Annotated in this window: 14 protein-coding genes, 1 tRNA gene and 1 pseudogene; 9 read left to right on the forward strand and 7 right to left on the reverse strand. The window is 62.8% G+C overall.

From position 1 onward, the window contains the following. Positions 1-151: 151 nt before the first annotated feature. Both tusA and pdxB read left to right on the forward strand, forming a co-directional pair. Positions 152-394, forward strand: coding sequence for a sulfurtransferase TusA (gene tusA, locus AC3WLP_RS23880; protein ID WP_003248727.1), 243 nt, complete (start codon positions 152-154; stop codon positions 392-394). Between the two features lie 60 nt (positions 395-454). Further along, positions 455-1,597, forward strand: coding sequence for a 4-phosphoerythronate dehydrogenase PdxB (gene pdxB, locus AC3WLP_RS23885; RefSeq protein WP_004577094.1), 1,143 nt, complete (start codon positions 455-457; stop codon positions 1,595-1,597). A gap of 114 nt (positions 1,598-1,711) precedes the next feature. Here pdxB and AC3WLP_RS23890 read toward each other — a convergent pair whose 3' ends face one another. Next, a complete protein-coding gene (locus AC3WLP_RS23890; protein WP_003248731.1) occupies positions 1,712-1,885 on the reverse strand; it encodes a PA1571 family protein in 174 nt (57 codons plus the stop codon). A 210-nt stretch (positions 1,886-2,095) separates the two neighbouring features. Between AC3WLP_RS23890 and AC3WLP_RS23895 the strand changes: the two genes are divergently transcribed. From AC3WLP_RS23895 to AC3WLP_RS23905, 3 genes and pseudogenes are all read left to right on the forward strand, one after another. Continuing rightward, positions 2,096-3,859 (forward strand): ABC transporter transmembrane domain-containing protein, encoded by a 1,764-nt coding sequence (locus AC3WLP_RS23895; RefSeq protein ID WP_088513647.1) that lies wholly within the window; start codon positions 2,096-2,098, stop codon positions 3,857-3,859. Positions 3,860-4,603: 744 nt separating this feature from the next. After that, positions 4,604-4,762, forward strand: a pseudogene (locus AC3WLP_RS23900) (HAMP domain-containing protein); the annotation flags it as partial. A 171-nt stretch (positions 4,763-4,933) separates the two neighbouring features. Next, the gene (locus AC3WLP_RS23905; RefSeq protein ID WP_373270671.1) at positions 4,934-5,647 is read left to right on the forward strand and encodes a methyl-accepting chemotaxis protein; all 714 of its coding nucleotides are present in this window, start codon (positions 4,934-4,936) and stop codon (positions 5,645-5,647) included. Positions 5,648-5,754: 107 nt separating this feature from the next. On the opposite strand, the gene AC3WLP_RS23910 is transcribed toward AC3WLP_RS23905, so the two are convergent. After that, positions 5,755-5,831, reverse strand: a tRNA-Pro gene (locus AC3WLP_RS23910). A gap of 80 nt (positions 5,832-5,911) precedes the next feature. After that, positions 5,912-6,133 (reverse strand): YgdI/YgdR family lipoprotein, encoded by a 222-nt coding sequence (locus AC3WLP_RS23915; protein WP_003248738.1) that lies wholly within the window; start codon positions 6,131-6,133, stop codon positions 5,912-5,914. 187 nt (positions 6,134-6,320) lie between these two features. Here AC3WLP_RS23915 and moaB point away from each other — a divergent pair, with 187 nt between their 5' ends. Both moaB and AC3WLP_RS23925 read left to right on the forward strand, forming a co-directional pair. Continuing rightward, positions 6,321-6,860: a molybdenum cofactor biosynthesis protein B gene (gene moaB, locus AC3WLP_RS23920; protein WP_003248741.1), complete on the forward strand. Its 540-nt coding sequence runs from the start codon at positions 6,321-6,323 to the stop codon at positions 6,858-6,860. Continuing rightward, positions 6,844-8,070, forward strand: coding sequence for a molybdopterin molybdotransferase MoeA (locus AC3WLP_RS23925; RefSeq protein WP_088513649.1), 1,227 nt, complete (start codon positions 6,844-6,846; stop codon positions 8,068-8,070). Before moaB ends, AC3WLP_RS23925 begins: the two co-directional genes overlap by 17 nt. Here the strand turns inward: AC3WLP_RS23925 and AC3WLP_RS23930 are convergent. Further along, positions 8,059-9,306, reverse strand: coding sequence for a glycosyltransferase family 4 protein (locus tag AC3WLP_RS23930; RefSeq protein ID WP_012053167.1), 1,248 nt, complete (start codon positions 9,304-9,306; stop codon positions 8,059-8,061). The two genes, AC3WLP_RS23925 and AC3WLP_RS23930, sit on opposite strands and share 12 nt — an antisense overlap. Before the next feature lie 256 nt (positions 9,307-9,562). Between AC3WLP_RS23930 and yegS the strand changes: the two genes are divergently transcribed. Then, entirely contained in the window at positions 9,563-10,450 is an 888-nt protein-coding gene (yegS, locus tag AC3WLP_RS23935; RefSeq protein ID WP_088513650.1) for a lipid kinase YegS, read from the forward strand. On the opposite strand, the gene AC3WLP_RS23940 is transcribed toward yegS, so the two are convergent. From AC3WLP_RS23940 to AC3WLP_RS23950, 3 genes are all read right to left on the reverse strand, one after another. Further along, entirely contained in the window at positions 10,434-11,093 is a 660-nt protein-coding gene (locus AC3WLP_RS23940; protein ID WP_012053165.1) for a response regulator, read from the reverse strand. The genes yegS and AC3WLP_RS23940 overlap by 17 nt on opposite strands. Further along, positions 11,083-11,979, reverse strand: coding sequence for a sensor histidine kinase (locus AC3WLP_RS23945; RefSeq protein WP_012053164.1), 897 nt, complete (start codon positions 11,977-11,979; stop codon positions 11,083-11,085). Before AC3WLP_RS23945 ends, AC3WLP_RS23940 begins: the two co-directional genes overlap by 11 nt. Positions 11,980-12,345: 366 nt before the next feature. Next, complete coding sequence (locus tag AC3WLP_RS23950) at positions 12,346-12,855, reverse strand: hypothetical protein (protein WP_017147798.1); 510 nt, start codon at positions 12,853-12,855, stop codon at positions 12,346-12,348. Positions 12,856-13,206: 351 nt separating this feature from the next. Here AC3WLP_RS23950 and AC3WLP_RS23955 point away from each other — a divergent pair, with 351 nt between their 5' ends. Beyond that, positions 13,207-14,142, forward strand: coding sequence for a chemotaxis protein CheV (locus AC3WLP_RS23955; protein WP_003248753.1), 936 nt, complete (start codon positions 13,207-13,209; stop codon positions 14,140-14,142). The last annotated feature ends 11 nt before the right edge of the window (positions 14,143-14,153 follow it).

The raw sequence follows: 14,153 nt of genomic DNA on the forward strand, positions 1-14,153 counted from the left end.
CAAGATCAAGATCAAGATCAAGATCAAGATCAAGATCAAGATCAAGATCAAGATCAAGATCAAGATCAAGATCAAGAGCGCTGGGTTTGAAAGCCGTGCTTGGACCGCGTCGCGCTATGCGCGACAATAGCGATCATTTTCGGAGCCCCCCATGACCGATTTCACCCCCGACGCCATCCTCGATGCCACCGGCCTGAACTGCCCGGAACCCGTGATGATGCTGCACCAGCACGTACGCAACCTGGCCGCCGGCGGCCTGCTCAAGGTCATCGCCACCGACCCGTCGACCCGCCGCGACATCCCCAAGTTCTGCAACTTCCTCGGCCACGAGCTGCTGCAGCAACAAGAGGACGCCGGCACTTTCCTGTACTGGATCCGCAAGAAAGCCGACTGAATCGCTCTGGAACACGCCCGGCGTTGCGCCTACACTGCGCTCCCCACACAGGAGAGCGCCATGCTGATAGTTGCCGACGAGAACATCCCGCTGCTCGATGCCTTCTTCCAGGGTTTCGGTGAAATTCGCCGCTACCCCGGCCGAAGCCTCGATGCTGCCAGCGTCAAGGACGCCGATATCCTGCTGGTGCGCTCGGTGACCAAGGTCGACCGTCAGTTGCTCGAAGGCAGCCGTGTACGCTTTGTCGGCACTTGCACCATCGGCACTGATCACCTGGACCTGGACTACTTTGCAGAAGCTGGCATCCGCTGGAGCAGCGCACCTGGCTGCAATGCCCGTGGCGTGGTCGATTACGTGCTGGGCAGCCTGCTGACCCTGGCCGAACTGGATGGCGTGGCATTGCCTGAGCGCGTATATGGCGTTGTCGGCGCGGGTGAAGTGGGTGGCCGCCTCGTGCGGGTGCTGCATGGCCTGGGCTGGAAGGTGCTGGTGTGCGACCCATTGCGTCAGGCCGCGGAGGGTGGCGACTACGTCAGCCTCGAAACCATCCTGCAGCAGTGCGATGTGATCAGCTTGCATACTCCGTTGCAACGCGGCGGCCAGCACCCGACCTGGCACCTGCTGGGGCAGGCGCAGCTGGCACAGTTGCGCCCGGGTGCCTGGCTGGTAAACGCCAGCCGTGGCCCGGTGGTGGACAACGTGGCCCTGCGCGAGCTGCTGCTGGACCGTGAAGACGTGCACGCGGTGCTGGATGTGTGGGAAGGGGAGCCGCAGGTCGACCTGACGTTGGCCGACCTGTGCACCCTGGCTACGCCGCACATTGCCGGCTATAGCCTCGATGGCCGCCAGCGTGGCACGGCGCAGATCTACCAAGCGCTGTGCCGCTTCCTCGGTGTGAATGAGCAGGTGCGACTGGCCGAGCTGCTGCCCAAGCCACCGCTGGCGCAGATCGAGCTGGATGCCAGCACCGACCTGTCCTGGGCCTTGGCCACCCTGTGTCGCGCCGTGTATGACCCGCGCCGTGATGATGCCGATTTCCGCCGTAGCCTCAGCGATGATCCGCAGCAACAGCGAGCAGCGTTCGACCAGTTGCGCAAGCAATACCCGCCAAGGCGCGAGATCGAGGGGCTGGCCGTGCGCTTGCACGGGGAGGCGCCGCAGTTGGCGCAGTTGGTCAGTGCCCTGGGTGGGGTGTTGGTCTAAGCACGCCTTGCCTTGATCTTGCAGGTAGGTGCGGTTACCTGTGGGGGCGGCCAAGCCCACTGGCTGGGCCAATAAAAACCCGGCGCAAGCGCCGGGTTGCAAAGAATTCGCCGATCAACCTTTGCGTACGCGCTCGACACGGCTTTCTTCCAGGGCCTTGCAGGCCTGCTGGATCATCTGCTCGGTGATCGGCACTTCGCGCCCCTTGGCGTCGATGATCGAACCGCATACTTGCGGTTGCGGGGAGGTCTGGGGCTTCTGGTTATCACTGCCATGCTGCAAGCTCATGCACTGTCTCCTCTTCAGGTTCAAGCTCAGGGTAGCCCTGCGCCGTGACTGGCCTGTGACAGCTTCCGGGTCACGGCAGCAACAGTCCAGCAGAAACCCTGTGAAAGCTCCATAAGCTGGTTAGATCGATGCGTTATAGCAACCTTCATGCAGTCTCCCGACCGGGATGAGTGGTAGGCTGCGGCTTCCCCACCCTTTGTGGTCGTTGCCATGCCCGAATCGGTTTCTCCGCGCCAACGCCGCGCCTTGCGCCTGGCTTGGCAGTTCGTTCGCCCTTATCGCCGCCAGGTGCTGCTGGCATTGCTGGCGCTGGTGGTCACCGCTGCCATTACCCTGTCGATGGGCCAAGGCATCCGCCTGCTGGTGGATCAAGGCTTCATGACCCGCTCCGCGCATCAGCTCAATCAGACCATCGGGCTGTTCCTGCTGCTGGTGCTGGCGCTGGCGGTGGGTACCTTCAGCCGTTTCTATCTGGTGTCGTGGATTGGCGAGCGTTGTGTGGCCGATATCCGTCGTGCCGTCTTCGATCACCTGATCGGCCTGCACCCAGGTTTTTTCGAGGACAACCGCAGCTCCGAGATCCAGTCTCGGCTGACTGCGGACACCACCTTGCTGCAATCGGTGATCGGTTCATCGCTGTCGATGTTCCTGCGCAACGCGCTGATGGTCATTGGCGGTGTGGTCTTGCTGTTCATCACCAACCCCAAGCTCACCAGCATCGTGGTGGTAACGCTGCCACTGGTGTTGGCCCCGATCCTGTTGTTCGGCCGTCGGGTGCGCAGCCTGTCGCGGCAGAGCCAGGACAGGGTCGCCGATGTGGGCAGCTACGTGGCTGAAACGCTCGGGCAGATCAAGACCGTGCAGGCCTACAACCACCAGGCGCACGACCGCGCATTGTTCGCCGATACGGTCGAAGCCGCGTTTACTGTTGCCCGCAAGCGGATTACACAGCGTGCCTGGCTGATTACCCTGGTGATCGTGCTGGTGTTGGGGGCGGTGGGGGTGATGCTGTGGGTCGGCGGCATGGATGTGATCGCCGGGCGTATATCCGCAGGCGAGCTGGCTGCATTTGTGTTCTACAGCCTGATCGTCGGCAGCGCCTTCGGTACCCTCAGTGAAGTGATCGGCGAACTGCAACGGGCCGCGGGTGCCGCCGAGCGCATTGCCGAACTGTTGGCAGCGCGAAGTGCCATCCTGCCCCCCGACGTGGTGCAGGTGCTGCCACAGCCGCGGGCCAGTGGGCGTATCGAGCTGCAGCAGGTCGTGTTCGCTTACCCTTCACGGCCCACGGTGGCAGCTGTCGACGGCCTGAGCCTGACCATCGAGCCCGGGCAGACCGTCGCCCTGGTAGGCCCTTCCGGGGCAGGCAAGTCGACCCTGTTCGATCTGTTGCTGCGCTTTTACGACCCCCAACAAGGGCGCATCCTGCTTGATGGCCGGCCGGTTACCGCATGTGATCCCGACCAGCTACGCCGGCAGTTCGCTTTGGTGGCACAAAACCCCTCGCTGTTCCGTGGCACGGTGGAGGCCAACATTCGTTATGGCCGGCCCGAGGCGACCTTGGCTGAAGTCGAAGCAGCAGCCCGCGGCGCCCATGCCGACGAATTCATCCGGCAACTGCCCCGAGGCTACCAGACACAACTGGGGGAGGGCGGCATAGGCCTTTCCGGCGGGCAACGTCAGCGCCTGGCGATTGCCCGGGCCTTGCTGGTCGATGCGCCGATCCTGTTGCTGGACGAAGCCACCAGTGCCCTTGATGCACAAAGCGAATACTTGATCCAGCAAGCGCTGCCCAGCCTGATGGCCGGCCGTACCACGCTGGTGATCGCCCATCGCCTGGCCACGGTGCAGCATGCCGAGCGCATCGCGGTCATCGACCAGGGCCGGCTGGTGGCGGTGGGCACCCACCGTCAGTTGATCGAGGACAGCCCGCTGTATGCGCGGCTGGCAGCGCTGCAGTTCACCACGGGCTAGCGTGTCGTGGCTTTGTAACATTTCTGTAGTAATTGCCTGAGAAGATTTGCTTCAACTGTTGCGTAAGTGCTCGACCTGGCTGCCATTGCGTGATGGCAGCTTTTTTTTGGCCTGCCAGTAATGGGGCTGTACAGCGGCCTCAGCCTACTCCCTCTGGTTCCGAGACCCTCGATGTTGCGTAAATCCCTCAGAGTGCAAATTCTCTCGCTGCTCGGCGGCAGTGTGCTGGCGATGCTGCTGATCGCCCTGGTTTGTTTCCAGTTCCTGTCGTCCAGCGTGCGGGGCTACGCCGAGCTGGTCGACGGGCCGCTGCGGGCCTCGCAATTGATTGACGAAGCCAACCTGCAGTTCAAGATCCAGGTGCAGGAATGGAAGAACGTGCTGTTGCGCGGGCGCCAGCCTGCGGAAATGGACAAGTACTGGCAGCAGTTCCAGGCCCGCGAAGAGCAAGTACAACAACTGCTCGGGCAATTGATCGACAACAGCGATGCCAGGCTCAAGGTGTCGCTGCAGCAATTGCGCGACAGCCATCGCCAGTTGGGCCAGGCCTATGCGCAAGGCCGTCAGGCCTTCCTGGCGGCAGGCGGTGACCCGGTAGCGGGCGACCGGGCGGTCAAAGGCGTGGACCGTGCCGCCAGTGAGCAAATGAGCGAACTGGTCGAGCAACTGCGCGCCGATGCTCGCCAGCGTGCCGCCAGCCTCAATGCCAGTGCCGAGCGCACGGTATGGTTGGGCCTGCTGGTGATGCTGGCTTCAGCGGTGCTGGTGGGGCTGCTCAGCCTGTGGCTGGTCAACCGTAGCCTGATCGAGCCGATCCGCCAGTTGATCGAGTACGTCGCGCAGCTCAGCCAGGGCTGCTTTGCTGCCCGGGTCGACAGCCGTCGGGAGGATGAGCTGGGGCGCCTGGCGCGGGCGGCCAACACCCTGCGTGACTTTCTTGCCGATACTGTCGGCCGGCTGCAGGACAACGCGCAGGAGCTGGAAGGTGCCAGCGGCCAGTTGCGCAGTATTGCCGGTGACATGGCCCGCGGTACTCATGACCAGTTCCAGCGTACCGACCAGGTGGCCACGGCCATGCACGAAATGTCCGCCACTGCCCAAGAGGTCGCTCGCCACGCCGCCGAGGCTGCCCGCGCGGCCGATGACGCCGACCACAGCGCCCAGGCCGGCGAGCGGGTGATGCAGCAGACCATCGACATTATCGGCGCGGTCAACCGCGAAATCGCCGGCACGGCGACGGTCATTCGCGATCTGGAGCATGACAGCACGCGTATAGGCAAAGTGCTGGAAGTGATCCGCGGCATTGCTGAACAGACCAACCTGCTGGCGCTTAACGCGGCCATCGAAGCGGCCCGTGCGGGCGAAGCCGGGCGTGGTTTTGCGGTGGTCGCCGATGAAGTGCGTAGCCTGGCCCAGCGCACGGCAGCGTCGATTGCAGAAATTCACCAGATCATCGAAGCGGTACAGTCGGGGGCTGTGGAGGCGGTCAAGGCCATCGAAAGCGGCCAGCAACGTAGCCAGGAAGGGGCTGAGCAGGTCGAGCAGGCCGGGCAGATGCTGCAACGTATTACCCAGGCGGTGGAGGCGATCCGCGACATGAACCGGCAGATCGCCACCGCGGCCGAGGAGCAGACCAGCGTGGCCGAAGATATCTCGCGTAACCTGATCGAAATTACCCGAATTGCCACGGCCAACCAGGAAGCGGTGCAGCATACCGAGCAGGCGGGGCAGCGCCTGCATGGTTTGTCAGGGCAGTTGGGCGAAGTCACCTCCCGGCTGACCGCTTGACTCGGTCTGCAGGGGTTGCATGTGCCCCTGGAGGCTGAAGCGGCGCACTGACGTATTTTTCGCACACAACAAAAAGCCCGCGCAAGGCGGGCTTTTTGACAAGGATTTGGTCGGAGAGACAGGATTCGAACCTGCGGCCTTCTCGTCCCGAACGAGACGCGCTACCTGGCTGCGCTACACTCCGATGACCAAAATCCTACTGCATCCCGTTTTTGCCCGCAAGCCCTTGTTGTTTAAAGGGCCATGGCCTGAACGGGGCCTTGATCAGAGCTCTTTGACGGTGCGGATCTGGTCCTTGTTCAGGCGCGTGCGCTTGCCGTCGAGTTGCTCGAATTCATAGAAGCCAGAGTCTTCGTCGTAGGACGGTTTGTCGGTTGCCTGGATCTCCCGGCCATCGTTCAGGGTAATGACGGTTGGGGTCGAGCAGCCAGCAAGGGCGCCCAAACCCAAGGCAAGCAGGAAGGCGGGTAGGGTCCGTTTGATCATCGTGTTTCTCCAAGTGCGATGGTGCTAGATGACATTTATGACGCAGGACGTTAGTGCAAGTTCACTCCAAGTGCAGCATAGCGACTAATTTGTCCCCTTGACCCATGGCAAGGCTTAGGGGGGCAACGCTGGAAAAGGTGCGCTGTGATATAACTGCGTCCATCTCATCCTGTTGTGACGGACACCCATGAAAGCCAAGGCAGATACCCCCTTCGTGGCGCTAAGCATCGCCGTACTGACGGTCAGCGACACCCGTACCTTCGACACCGACACCTCTGGCCAAATGTTCGTCGACCGCCTGAGCGCCGCCGGTCACCGCCTTGCCGAGCGCGTGCTGCTCAAGGATGACCTGTACAAGATCCGAGCCCAGGTTGCCACCTGGATCGCCGATGACAGCGTGCAAGTGGTGCTGATTACGGGCGGTACCGGGTTTACTGGCCGCGACAGCACCCCCGAGGCGGTGGCCTGCCTGCTGGACAAGCAAGTGGACGGCTTCGGTGAGTTGTTCCGGCAGATTTCCGTGGCCGACATTGGCACCTCCACCGTGCAATCGCGAGCCTTGGCCGGGCTGGCCAACGGCACGCTGGTGTGCTGCCTGCCGGGCTCGACCAACGCTGTGCGCACCGGTTGGGATGGCATCCTTGCCGAGCAGCTTGATGCCCGTCATCGCCCGTGCAACTTCGTGGCGCACCTGAAGCAGGCAGCGGCCTGTGACAGCCGTGGCTGAGTTCAGCCAGGCCCGGCCGCTGATGCCGGTGGAACAGGCGCTGGAGCAACTGCTGGCGCTGGCCGAAGCTGCACCGATCCGCGAGACCGAAAACCTGCCGCTGGCCGAAGCCGAAGGCCGCGTGCTGGCCACTGACCTGGTGGCCTCCCTCGACCTGCCGCCTTGGCCGAACAGCGCCATGGACGGTTATGCCTTGCGCCTGGCTGACTGGCAGGGCCAGCCGCTGCCGGTCAGCCAGCGTATTTTCGCCGGCCATGCGCCCCAGCCGCTGCAACCGGGTACCTGCGCACGGATTTTCACCGGTGCGCCTGTGCCGGAGGGGGCCGACTGCGTCGAGATGCAGGAAAACACCGAAGTACTCGAAGATGGCCGGGTGCGCTTTCTCGAAGCGTTGCGCACCGAGCAGAACATACGCCCTCAAGGTCAGGAGACCCGCAAGGGCGAGCAGGTGATGAGCGCCGGCACCCGCCTTGGGCCGATCGAACTGGGCCTGGCGGCGACCTTGGGGCATGGCCGTCTGGACGTGGTGCGCAAGGTGAAAGTGGCGGTGCTGTCCACCGGCGACGAACTGGTCGAGCCAGGCCTGCCGCTCGGGCCTGGGCAGATCTACAACAGCAACCGCAGGTTGCTGGTCAGCTGGTTGCAGCGGCTGGGTTGCGAAGTGGTCGATGCCGGCATCCTGCCGGATGACCTGGCGCGCACTCGCGCCTGCCTGGCTGAACTGGGTGGCGTAGACCTGATTCTGTCTACCGGAGGCGTCTCGGTGGGTGAAGCCGACTACCTCGGTGCCGCCCTGCGCGAGGCCGGCGAACTGGCGTTGTGGAAGCTGGCGATCAAACCGGGCAAGCCGCTGACCTTCGGCCACTTCCAGGGCGTGCCGGTGATTGGCTTGCCGGGCAACCCCGCCTCGACCTTGGTCACCTTCGGTCTGCTGACCCGGCCCTACCTGCTGCGTCGTCAGGGTGTGATTGACGTCACGCCGTTGCGGTTCGACATGCCGGCAGGGTTTGACTGGCCCAAGCCGGGTACGCGTCGCGAATACCTGCGCGCGCGCATCGAACAGGGCCGCGTGCGCATCTACAAGAACCAGAGCTCGGGTGTGCTGCGCAGCGCAGCCTGGGCGGAGGGCCTGGTGGAAGTGCGTGAAGGCAGCACGCCGAAGCAGGGCGACATCGTGCCATTCATCCCCTTCAGCGAGCTACTTGGCTGAGCGGCCCAGCCAGGCACTGGCCAGCGGCGTGGCCTCGGCCGGTGCCGCCTGGGTCAGGCGTATGTGCACATTCTCCAGTTGTTGGGCAGCCACGCTCCAGTCGTGGCGCTGGCGGGCAAACTGGCGCCCGGCATCGCTCAACTGGCTCATGCGCCAGGGCTGATTGAGCAGCTGGGTGATCAGCAATGCCAGTTGATCACCGTCGTCACTGCCCAAGTAGTGTTCGCCGTTGTTCACGGTCAGGCCTGACACGCCCTTGTCGGTGGTGATCACGGGTAAGCCGGCGGCCATCGCTTCGAGGATTTTCACCTTCGAGCCACCGGCATAACGCAGGGGAGCAAAGAACAGCGCTGAACGTCGTTGCAGTTCACGCAGGTCGGGGCGGTAGCCAAACCATTCAATGCGTGGGTCGTTCCAGTGAAGCTTCCAGTTGGCCGGCATGGCGTGCCCGGCAATCGCCAGGCGCACCGCCGGGTTGCTCATCCACACCTTCGGCATGATGTCGTCCAGTGCCCATTCGATGGCCTCCAGATTGGCGCCATATTCGAAATTGCCGACGAACAACAGACGCTGGCTGTGCAGCGCAGGTTGCACCTGCTGGTAGAAATCACAGTCCACGCCGTTAACCACCACATTCACCGGGCGCCCACTGATCTGCGCGATCAGCTCGGCATCATGGGCGCTGACAGCCACCAGTTCGGTGGGCTGGCGCAGCACACGGTGCTCCCAGCGCCGGTAGCGCCAGCGGTCGAAGGCGTTGAGCGGGCGCAGCCACAGCGGCAGGCGATCGTGGCAGGCGCTGCCCATTACCGATTCCAGGGTGTGCTCACTAAGCATGTAGGGCAGCCTGCGAGCCTGCAGGGCTTTTTCGAACGGCTGGAAGCTGTAACTGTGCTCAATCTGGATCACGTCCCAAGGTTCGTCCAGCAGTTGCTCGAACCGGTGCCGCAGGCAAGGCGCCAGGCCATTGATGATTGCCCGCATGGGGTAGTCGATGATGGGTGAGGCCAGCAGGTTGAGTGGGCTGTGCAGCGGCCTGCGGGGTAGCACGATCAGGCGTTCGAGTAGGGGCTCAAGGGCCTCACGTGCTGCGTCGCAGAGAGGGATCTTCGACTGCACCAGCAGGGTAATCCGGTGACCGCGCTGGGCCAGTGCGCGCAGCAGATGGTATTGCCGGGTCTTGTGGCCGCTGGTGGTCGGCCAAGGCAGATAGGGCAGTGTCCAGAGAATGCGCATGACCCGAAGTCCTCGCGAAAGGCTGCAGATAGCAAAACGCGCCCGTTGGCAGCAGTGGGGGAGCCACTGCCGGGCGCGTCCATGGCAATAGGGGTATTTGCTGAGCATAGCCGGGATTGTCAGGTGTGGAAAAAATGACCGGCGACGTGACCAGTTGCAGGCCTGGCGCCGGCACACTGTTTTTTCCAGGGCATGCAACGATCTGGTTGGACCAGTGGTCGAGATAGGGGGTGGTCCACTTTACGGAGACGCGCACATGCAAGGGCGCAAGGCAATGTTGGTGCTGCACGGCAAGCAGGCGATGAACGAAGACGTGCGCAGCGCCGTGCGCGACCTGCGCGATAGCGGCTGGGTGCTGGATGTACGGGTTACCTGGGAGGCGGGCGACGCCCAACGGCTGGTCGCCGAGGCACTGGCGGCGGGTTACAGCCATATCGTCGCCGGTGGCGGGGACGGCACGTTGCGGGATGTGGCCGAGGCCATGGGCTTGGCCGCTACCAACGCCAGCCTGACCTTGTTGCCATTGGGGACGGCCAACGATTTCGCCAAAGCCGCTGGCATCCCCCTGGAGCCAGCGTCGGCGCTGGCCTTGCTGAATATCGCGCCACAACCGATAGACTTGGGGCAGGCTGGCGATCAGTTGTTCCTCAACATGGCCACGGGTGGCTTTGGCAGCCAGGTCACCGCCAATACCTCCGAAGACCTCAAGAAAGTACTGGGCGCTGCCGCCTACCTGTTCACCGGGTTATCCCGCTTCAGTGAGCTACAGGCGGCTTCGGTAGAGCTACAAGGGCCAGGCTTCCACTGGCAAGGGGATTTGCTGGCGCTGGGTATCGGCAATGGCCGACAGGCTGGGGGCGGGCAAGTGCTGTGCCCCGAAGCCATGGTCAACGACGGTTTGCTTGACGTCGCTATTCTGCCTGCACCACAGGAAGTGGTGGGGGCTCTGCGGGACCTGTTGGGTGGTGACGGCCTGTTCGTTCGGGCCAGGTTGCCATGGGTCGAGATCAAGAGTTCGCAAGGGTTGGACATCAACCTCGATGGCGAGCCGTTGCAGGCTGCCAGCCTGCGCTTTCAGGCAAGGCCGGCGGCGTTGCACCTGCACCTGCCTGCCGGGTCGCCGTTGCTCAGTCATCCAGGCTGATGATTTTTTCGCGTACGGCGAACAGCACCAAGCCGGCCACGTCGTGAATCTGCAGGCGCTTCATGATTTGCGAGCGGTGAGTTTCCACGGTCTTGATCGACAGGCCCAGACCCGCCGCGATTTCCCGGGTGGACTTGCCGCGCACGATCAGGCGCAGGATCTCAAGTTGCCGTGAGGTCAGATTATGCCGTTCGCCAGCGCTTTGCTTGCCTTGTTTGGTGTGCCGCAGCGCCTGGTTGATGACGGTGTGGGCGATGGCCGGGCTGAGGTAGCGCTCACCGTGGCGTACGGCACCCAGCGCCTGTTCCAGCTCGGTGGCGCTGGTGTCCTTGAGCAGGTAGCCGTGGGCACCGCTTTCCAGCGCCCGCATGATCAGGTCCGGGTCGGTGTGCATGGAGAGGATCAGCACTTTGCAGGTACTGCCGCTGGCCCGCAGTTGGGTGAGGGCGTCCAGGCCGCTGGTCGAACGCATGGAGATGTCCAGCAAGATGATGTCGGGCGCCAGTGTGCGTACCTGGTCGAGTAGCTGGTTGCCGTCGTCGGCTTCGCCGACCACGTCATAGCCGGGGATATCGCAGACCAGTGCGCGCACCCCGGCGCGGATCAGCGAGTGGTCATCTACCAGCAGTAGTCTACAGGTCATGGTTGGTAATACTCCTGGCGCGTTGCTGGGTGCGCGGGGACCACGGGAACATCGCTTCGATCTGCGTGCCTCGGCCAGGCTGACTGGTGATGTCGAGGCTGCCCTGCAGCGCGATTACCCGCTCCTGCATGCCGGCCAAGCCGCGCTGACCGGCTTCGGCCGGGTGCCGGGCAGGGGCGAAACCACGACCATCGTCGTGGATCGACAACGCCAGCCCCTCAGGGGTGCGTTGCAGGCGGATGACCAGGTTGTGTGCCTGGGCGTGGCGCAGCATGTTGGTCACTGCCTCCTGGGTAATACGGAACACCGCCATGGCCACGGCTTCGTCGATGCCGCCCAGGCGCTGGTTGCACGCCAGGCTCCAGTGCACGCCGCTGCTGGCCAGGGTGCGTACCAGGTGCGCGCGCAGGCTGGCCTCCAGGCCAAGGCTGGCCAACTGCCGGGGGTTGAGCAGCGCGGAAACATCGCGCACGTTACCGAGGGTGTCATCCAGTGTGCTGCGCAGGGCGTCGCAGTGCCCCTGCAAGTCTTCGGGCATGCGCCGTTGCAGCCACTGCAGTTGCAGCTTGGCAGCGGTGAGCAGTTGACCGATGTCGTCGTGCAGTTCCCGGCTCAGATGCTGACGCTCGTCTTCTTGCACCTTGAGCATGCGCTCGGCCAGCTCGGCCGGGCGCAGGTGGATCGACCTGGCGCCCAGCCCCAGTTGTACAACAGCACCCAGCGTGGCGACCAACTGCAGCACCAGCAGGGTGGCCGGGATTGTCTGGTTGGCCAGGTACAGCGCCATGTTGGCAACCAGTGAGGCCACGCAAAGCCCGACCGTTGCCCAACGCAGCACGGCGGCGCGGGAGCAGCAATGCAAAGAAGTCTTCAAGCGTGGAAACATAGGTAGGGAGGCCACTGAAGTATTGCTGATGGAGGCCTTGCACAATGCTGCTCAGAGGCTTTGGCGCAGTACTTTCGTTGTTTTTTCGAACACGTATTCTTGCCACCTTTGTTCCGGTCGCAAGCGTTTGTGGGGGCGCATATTACCACTTTGCATTGCATCGGTCGCGGCCGTGTAACGCGTTGAAACGCCTACTGGTCGGGCCCTTTCGGGTAGCAAAGTGCCACCCTTTAATCGCCCTGTACCCACTTGTGCTGTAACTAACGCGGCAATGATTCAAGGGCATGCACCGAAAGCCTGGTGAACTTTCCAAGTTCGACCATGGTCGGGTTTCAATAAAGTTGCTTAGTTGCACTTTGCGTCAGGTTAATGCATGCGATTAGAGCGGCTGGGGCGGTTGCCGGTTGCCACGTCACTGGGCGGGTGAATGCACGCGCTGCCTTCTTCATCGCACGACGCGCAGGCTGGCGCAAAGGGGGGGTGTACGACTTTGGCCAATTCACCCAGTAGAACCAGTTGCTCGCCGATGTCCAGGTTCAGCCGCCCTGTACGGCTATCGACCAGCTCCAACTGCCAGGCCAGCAAGGTCAGGCACGCCTCTATCGCGGGTAGGGCTTCACGCTGCAGGCAACCACCGTGACAGGCCGGGGCGAGCAACTGTTGCAGGGCGGTGGTGTAGTGGGCAACTTCACGCAGGCCCAGGCGCGTAGCTTGACGGGCGATAGTGTCGAGGGTGTTGTTCAGGCAACTGCAGGCATCCGGGTCATTGTCTATAAGCTCCAGATGCTGCAGGCATTCCTGGGCCTGGGTCAGCAGTACCTGGGCATCCAGCAGGAAGCCCTGCAGGGCGTCATCGAACGATAAGGCAGTGTCCATCATCAAGTCCCCGCGCGTGGGGTAGGCGCAGGGGGCGGGCACGCCGAAACGATAGCTAGCAAAAGCCTGACTCCATTCATGCAATGAGAATGGCGTCACATTAATGGCTAAAGGATATCGCGAACATCAGGTTGCACCCGATTGCCGCTAAGGGTTTCCCTGATCAAGGGCTAGGGTAGGGAACTTTTGTCGTGCCCCCGATTTGCCATGGCGTGTCGGCAGTAAAACATGATGGTAAAGTGATATCAATTATCTGCGCGGCATTTTCCCGCAAGGGTCAAGGTGTGCGTGAAGCCGCCGATACAGGGTAGATGATTTCACCTTTTAAGACTCAAGCCTGGGGGCTTTCCAATGGCTGGCATTCTCGACACGGTAGACCAACGCACGCAACTGGTGGGTGAGAACCGCCTGGAAATTCTGATGTTTCGTCTGGCTGGTCGCCAGCTGTTCGCGATCAACGTGTTCAAGGTGCAGGAAGTACTGCAACTGCCCAAGTTGACCCTGATGCCCCAGCGCCACGCCTATGTCTGCGGTGTGGTCAACCTGCGCGGGCAGACCCTGCCGGTGATCGACCTGTCCCAGGCGATCGGTATGCGCCCGCTACAGCCGGGGCCGGACAGCACCATCATCGTCACTGAATACAACCGCTCGGTGCAGGCCTTCCTGGTGGGCGGTGTCGACCGCATCGTCAATATGAACTGGGAGTCGATCATGCCGCCGCCTTCCAGTGCCGGTCGCCAGCACTACCTGACTGCCATCACCAAGGTCGATGAGAAGCTGGTGGAAGTGATCGACGTGGAAAAGGTGCTGGCCGAAATCGTGCCCTACAACGCCCGGGTTTCTGGCGACAAGCTCGCCGACCCAGTGCTGGCGCGGGCCCGCGGCCGCGAAGTGCTGCTGGTGGACGACTCCAGTGTGGCCTTGGCGCAATTGCGCGATACCCTGTCTCAGCTGGGCATGAAGCTGCATGTGGCCAGTGATGGCCTGAAGGCGCTGCGCATGCTCAAGGGCTGGGCCGACGCCGGCGAGGACGTGTGCGAAAAGCTGCTGATGGTGTTCACCGATGCAGAAATGCCGGAAATGGACGGCTATCGGCTGACCACCGAGATCCGCAGCGATGCCCGTCTGCGCCAGCTCTATGTGGTGCTGCACACTTCGCTGTCGGGCAGTTTCAACGAATCCATGGTGAAGAAGGTGGGCTGTGACAACTTCCTTTCCAAGTTCCAGCCTGATCGCCTGGTCGATGTGGTCAAGCAGCGCCTGCTGCTGGATACCACCGCCGCGTGAACGTTGTGCCG

This window comes from Pseudomonas sp. FW305-E2 (assembly GCF_058782925.1).

Bases quoted from the DNA above. Each gene is read 5' to 3' on its own strand.
- AC3WLP_RS23930 (WP_012053167.1), bottom strand. From the start codon at position 9,306: ATGCGCATTCTCTGGACACTGCCCTATCTGCCTTGGCCGACCACCAGC.
- AC3WLP_RS23955 (WP_003248753.1), top strand. From the start codon at position 13,207: ATGGCTGGCATTCTCGACACGGTAGACCAACGCACGCAACTGGTGGGT.
- AC3WLP_RS23915 (WP_003248738.1), bottom strand. From the start codon at position 6,133: ATGATCAAACGGACCCTACCCGCCTTCCTGCTTGCCTTGGGTTTGGGC.
- AC3WLP_RS23895 (WP_088513647.1), top strand. From the start codon at position 2,096: ATGCCCGAATCGGTTTCTCCGCGCCAACGCCGCGCCTTGCGCCTGGCT.
- AC3WLP_RS23950 (WP_017147798.1), bottom strand. From the start codon at position 12,855: ATGGACACTGCCTTATCGTTCGATGACGCCCTGCAGGGCTTCCTGCTG.
- AC3WLP_RS23945 (WP_012053164.1), bottom strand. From the start codon at position 11,979: ATGTTTCCACGCTTGAAGACTTCTTTGCATTGCTGCTCCCGCGCCGCC.
- AC3WLP_RS23940 (WP_012053165.1), bottom strand. From the start codon at position 11,093: ATGACCTGTAGACTACTGCTGGTAGATGACCACTCGCTGATCCGCGCC.
- tusA (WP_003248727.1), top strand. From the start codon at position 152: ATGACCGATTTCACCCCCGACGCCATCCTCGATGCCACCGGCCTGAAC.
- AC3WLP_RS23905 (WP_373270671.1), top strand. From the start codon at position 4,934: ATGCACGAAATGTCCGCCACTGCCCAAGAGGTCGCTCGCCACGCCGCC.
- moaB (WP_003248741.1), top strand. From the start codon at position 6,321: ATGAAAGCCAAGGCAGATACCCCCTTCGTGGCGCTAAGCATCGCCGTA.
- AC3WLP_RS23890 (WP_003248731.1), bottom strand. From the start codon at position 1,885: ATGAGCTTGCAGCATGGCAGTGATAACCAGAAGCCCCAGACCTCCCCG.
- yegS (WP_088513650.1), top strand. From the start codon at position 9,563: ATGCAAGGGCGCAAGGCAATGTTGGTGCTGCACGGCAAGCAGGCGATG.
- pdxB (WP_004577094.1), top strand. From the start codon at position 455: ATGCTGATAGTTGCCGACGAGAACATCCCGCTGCTCGATGCCTTCTTC.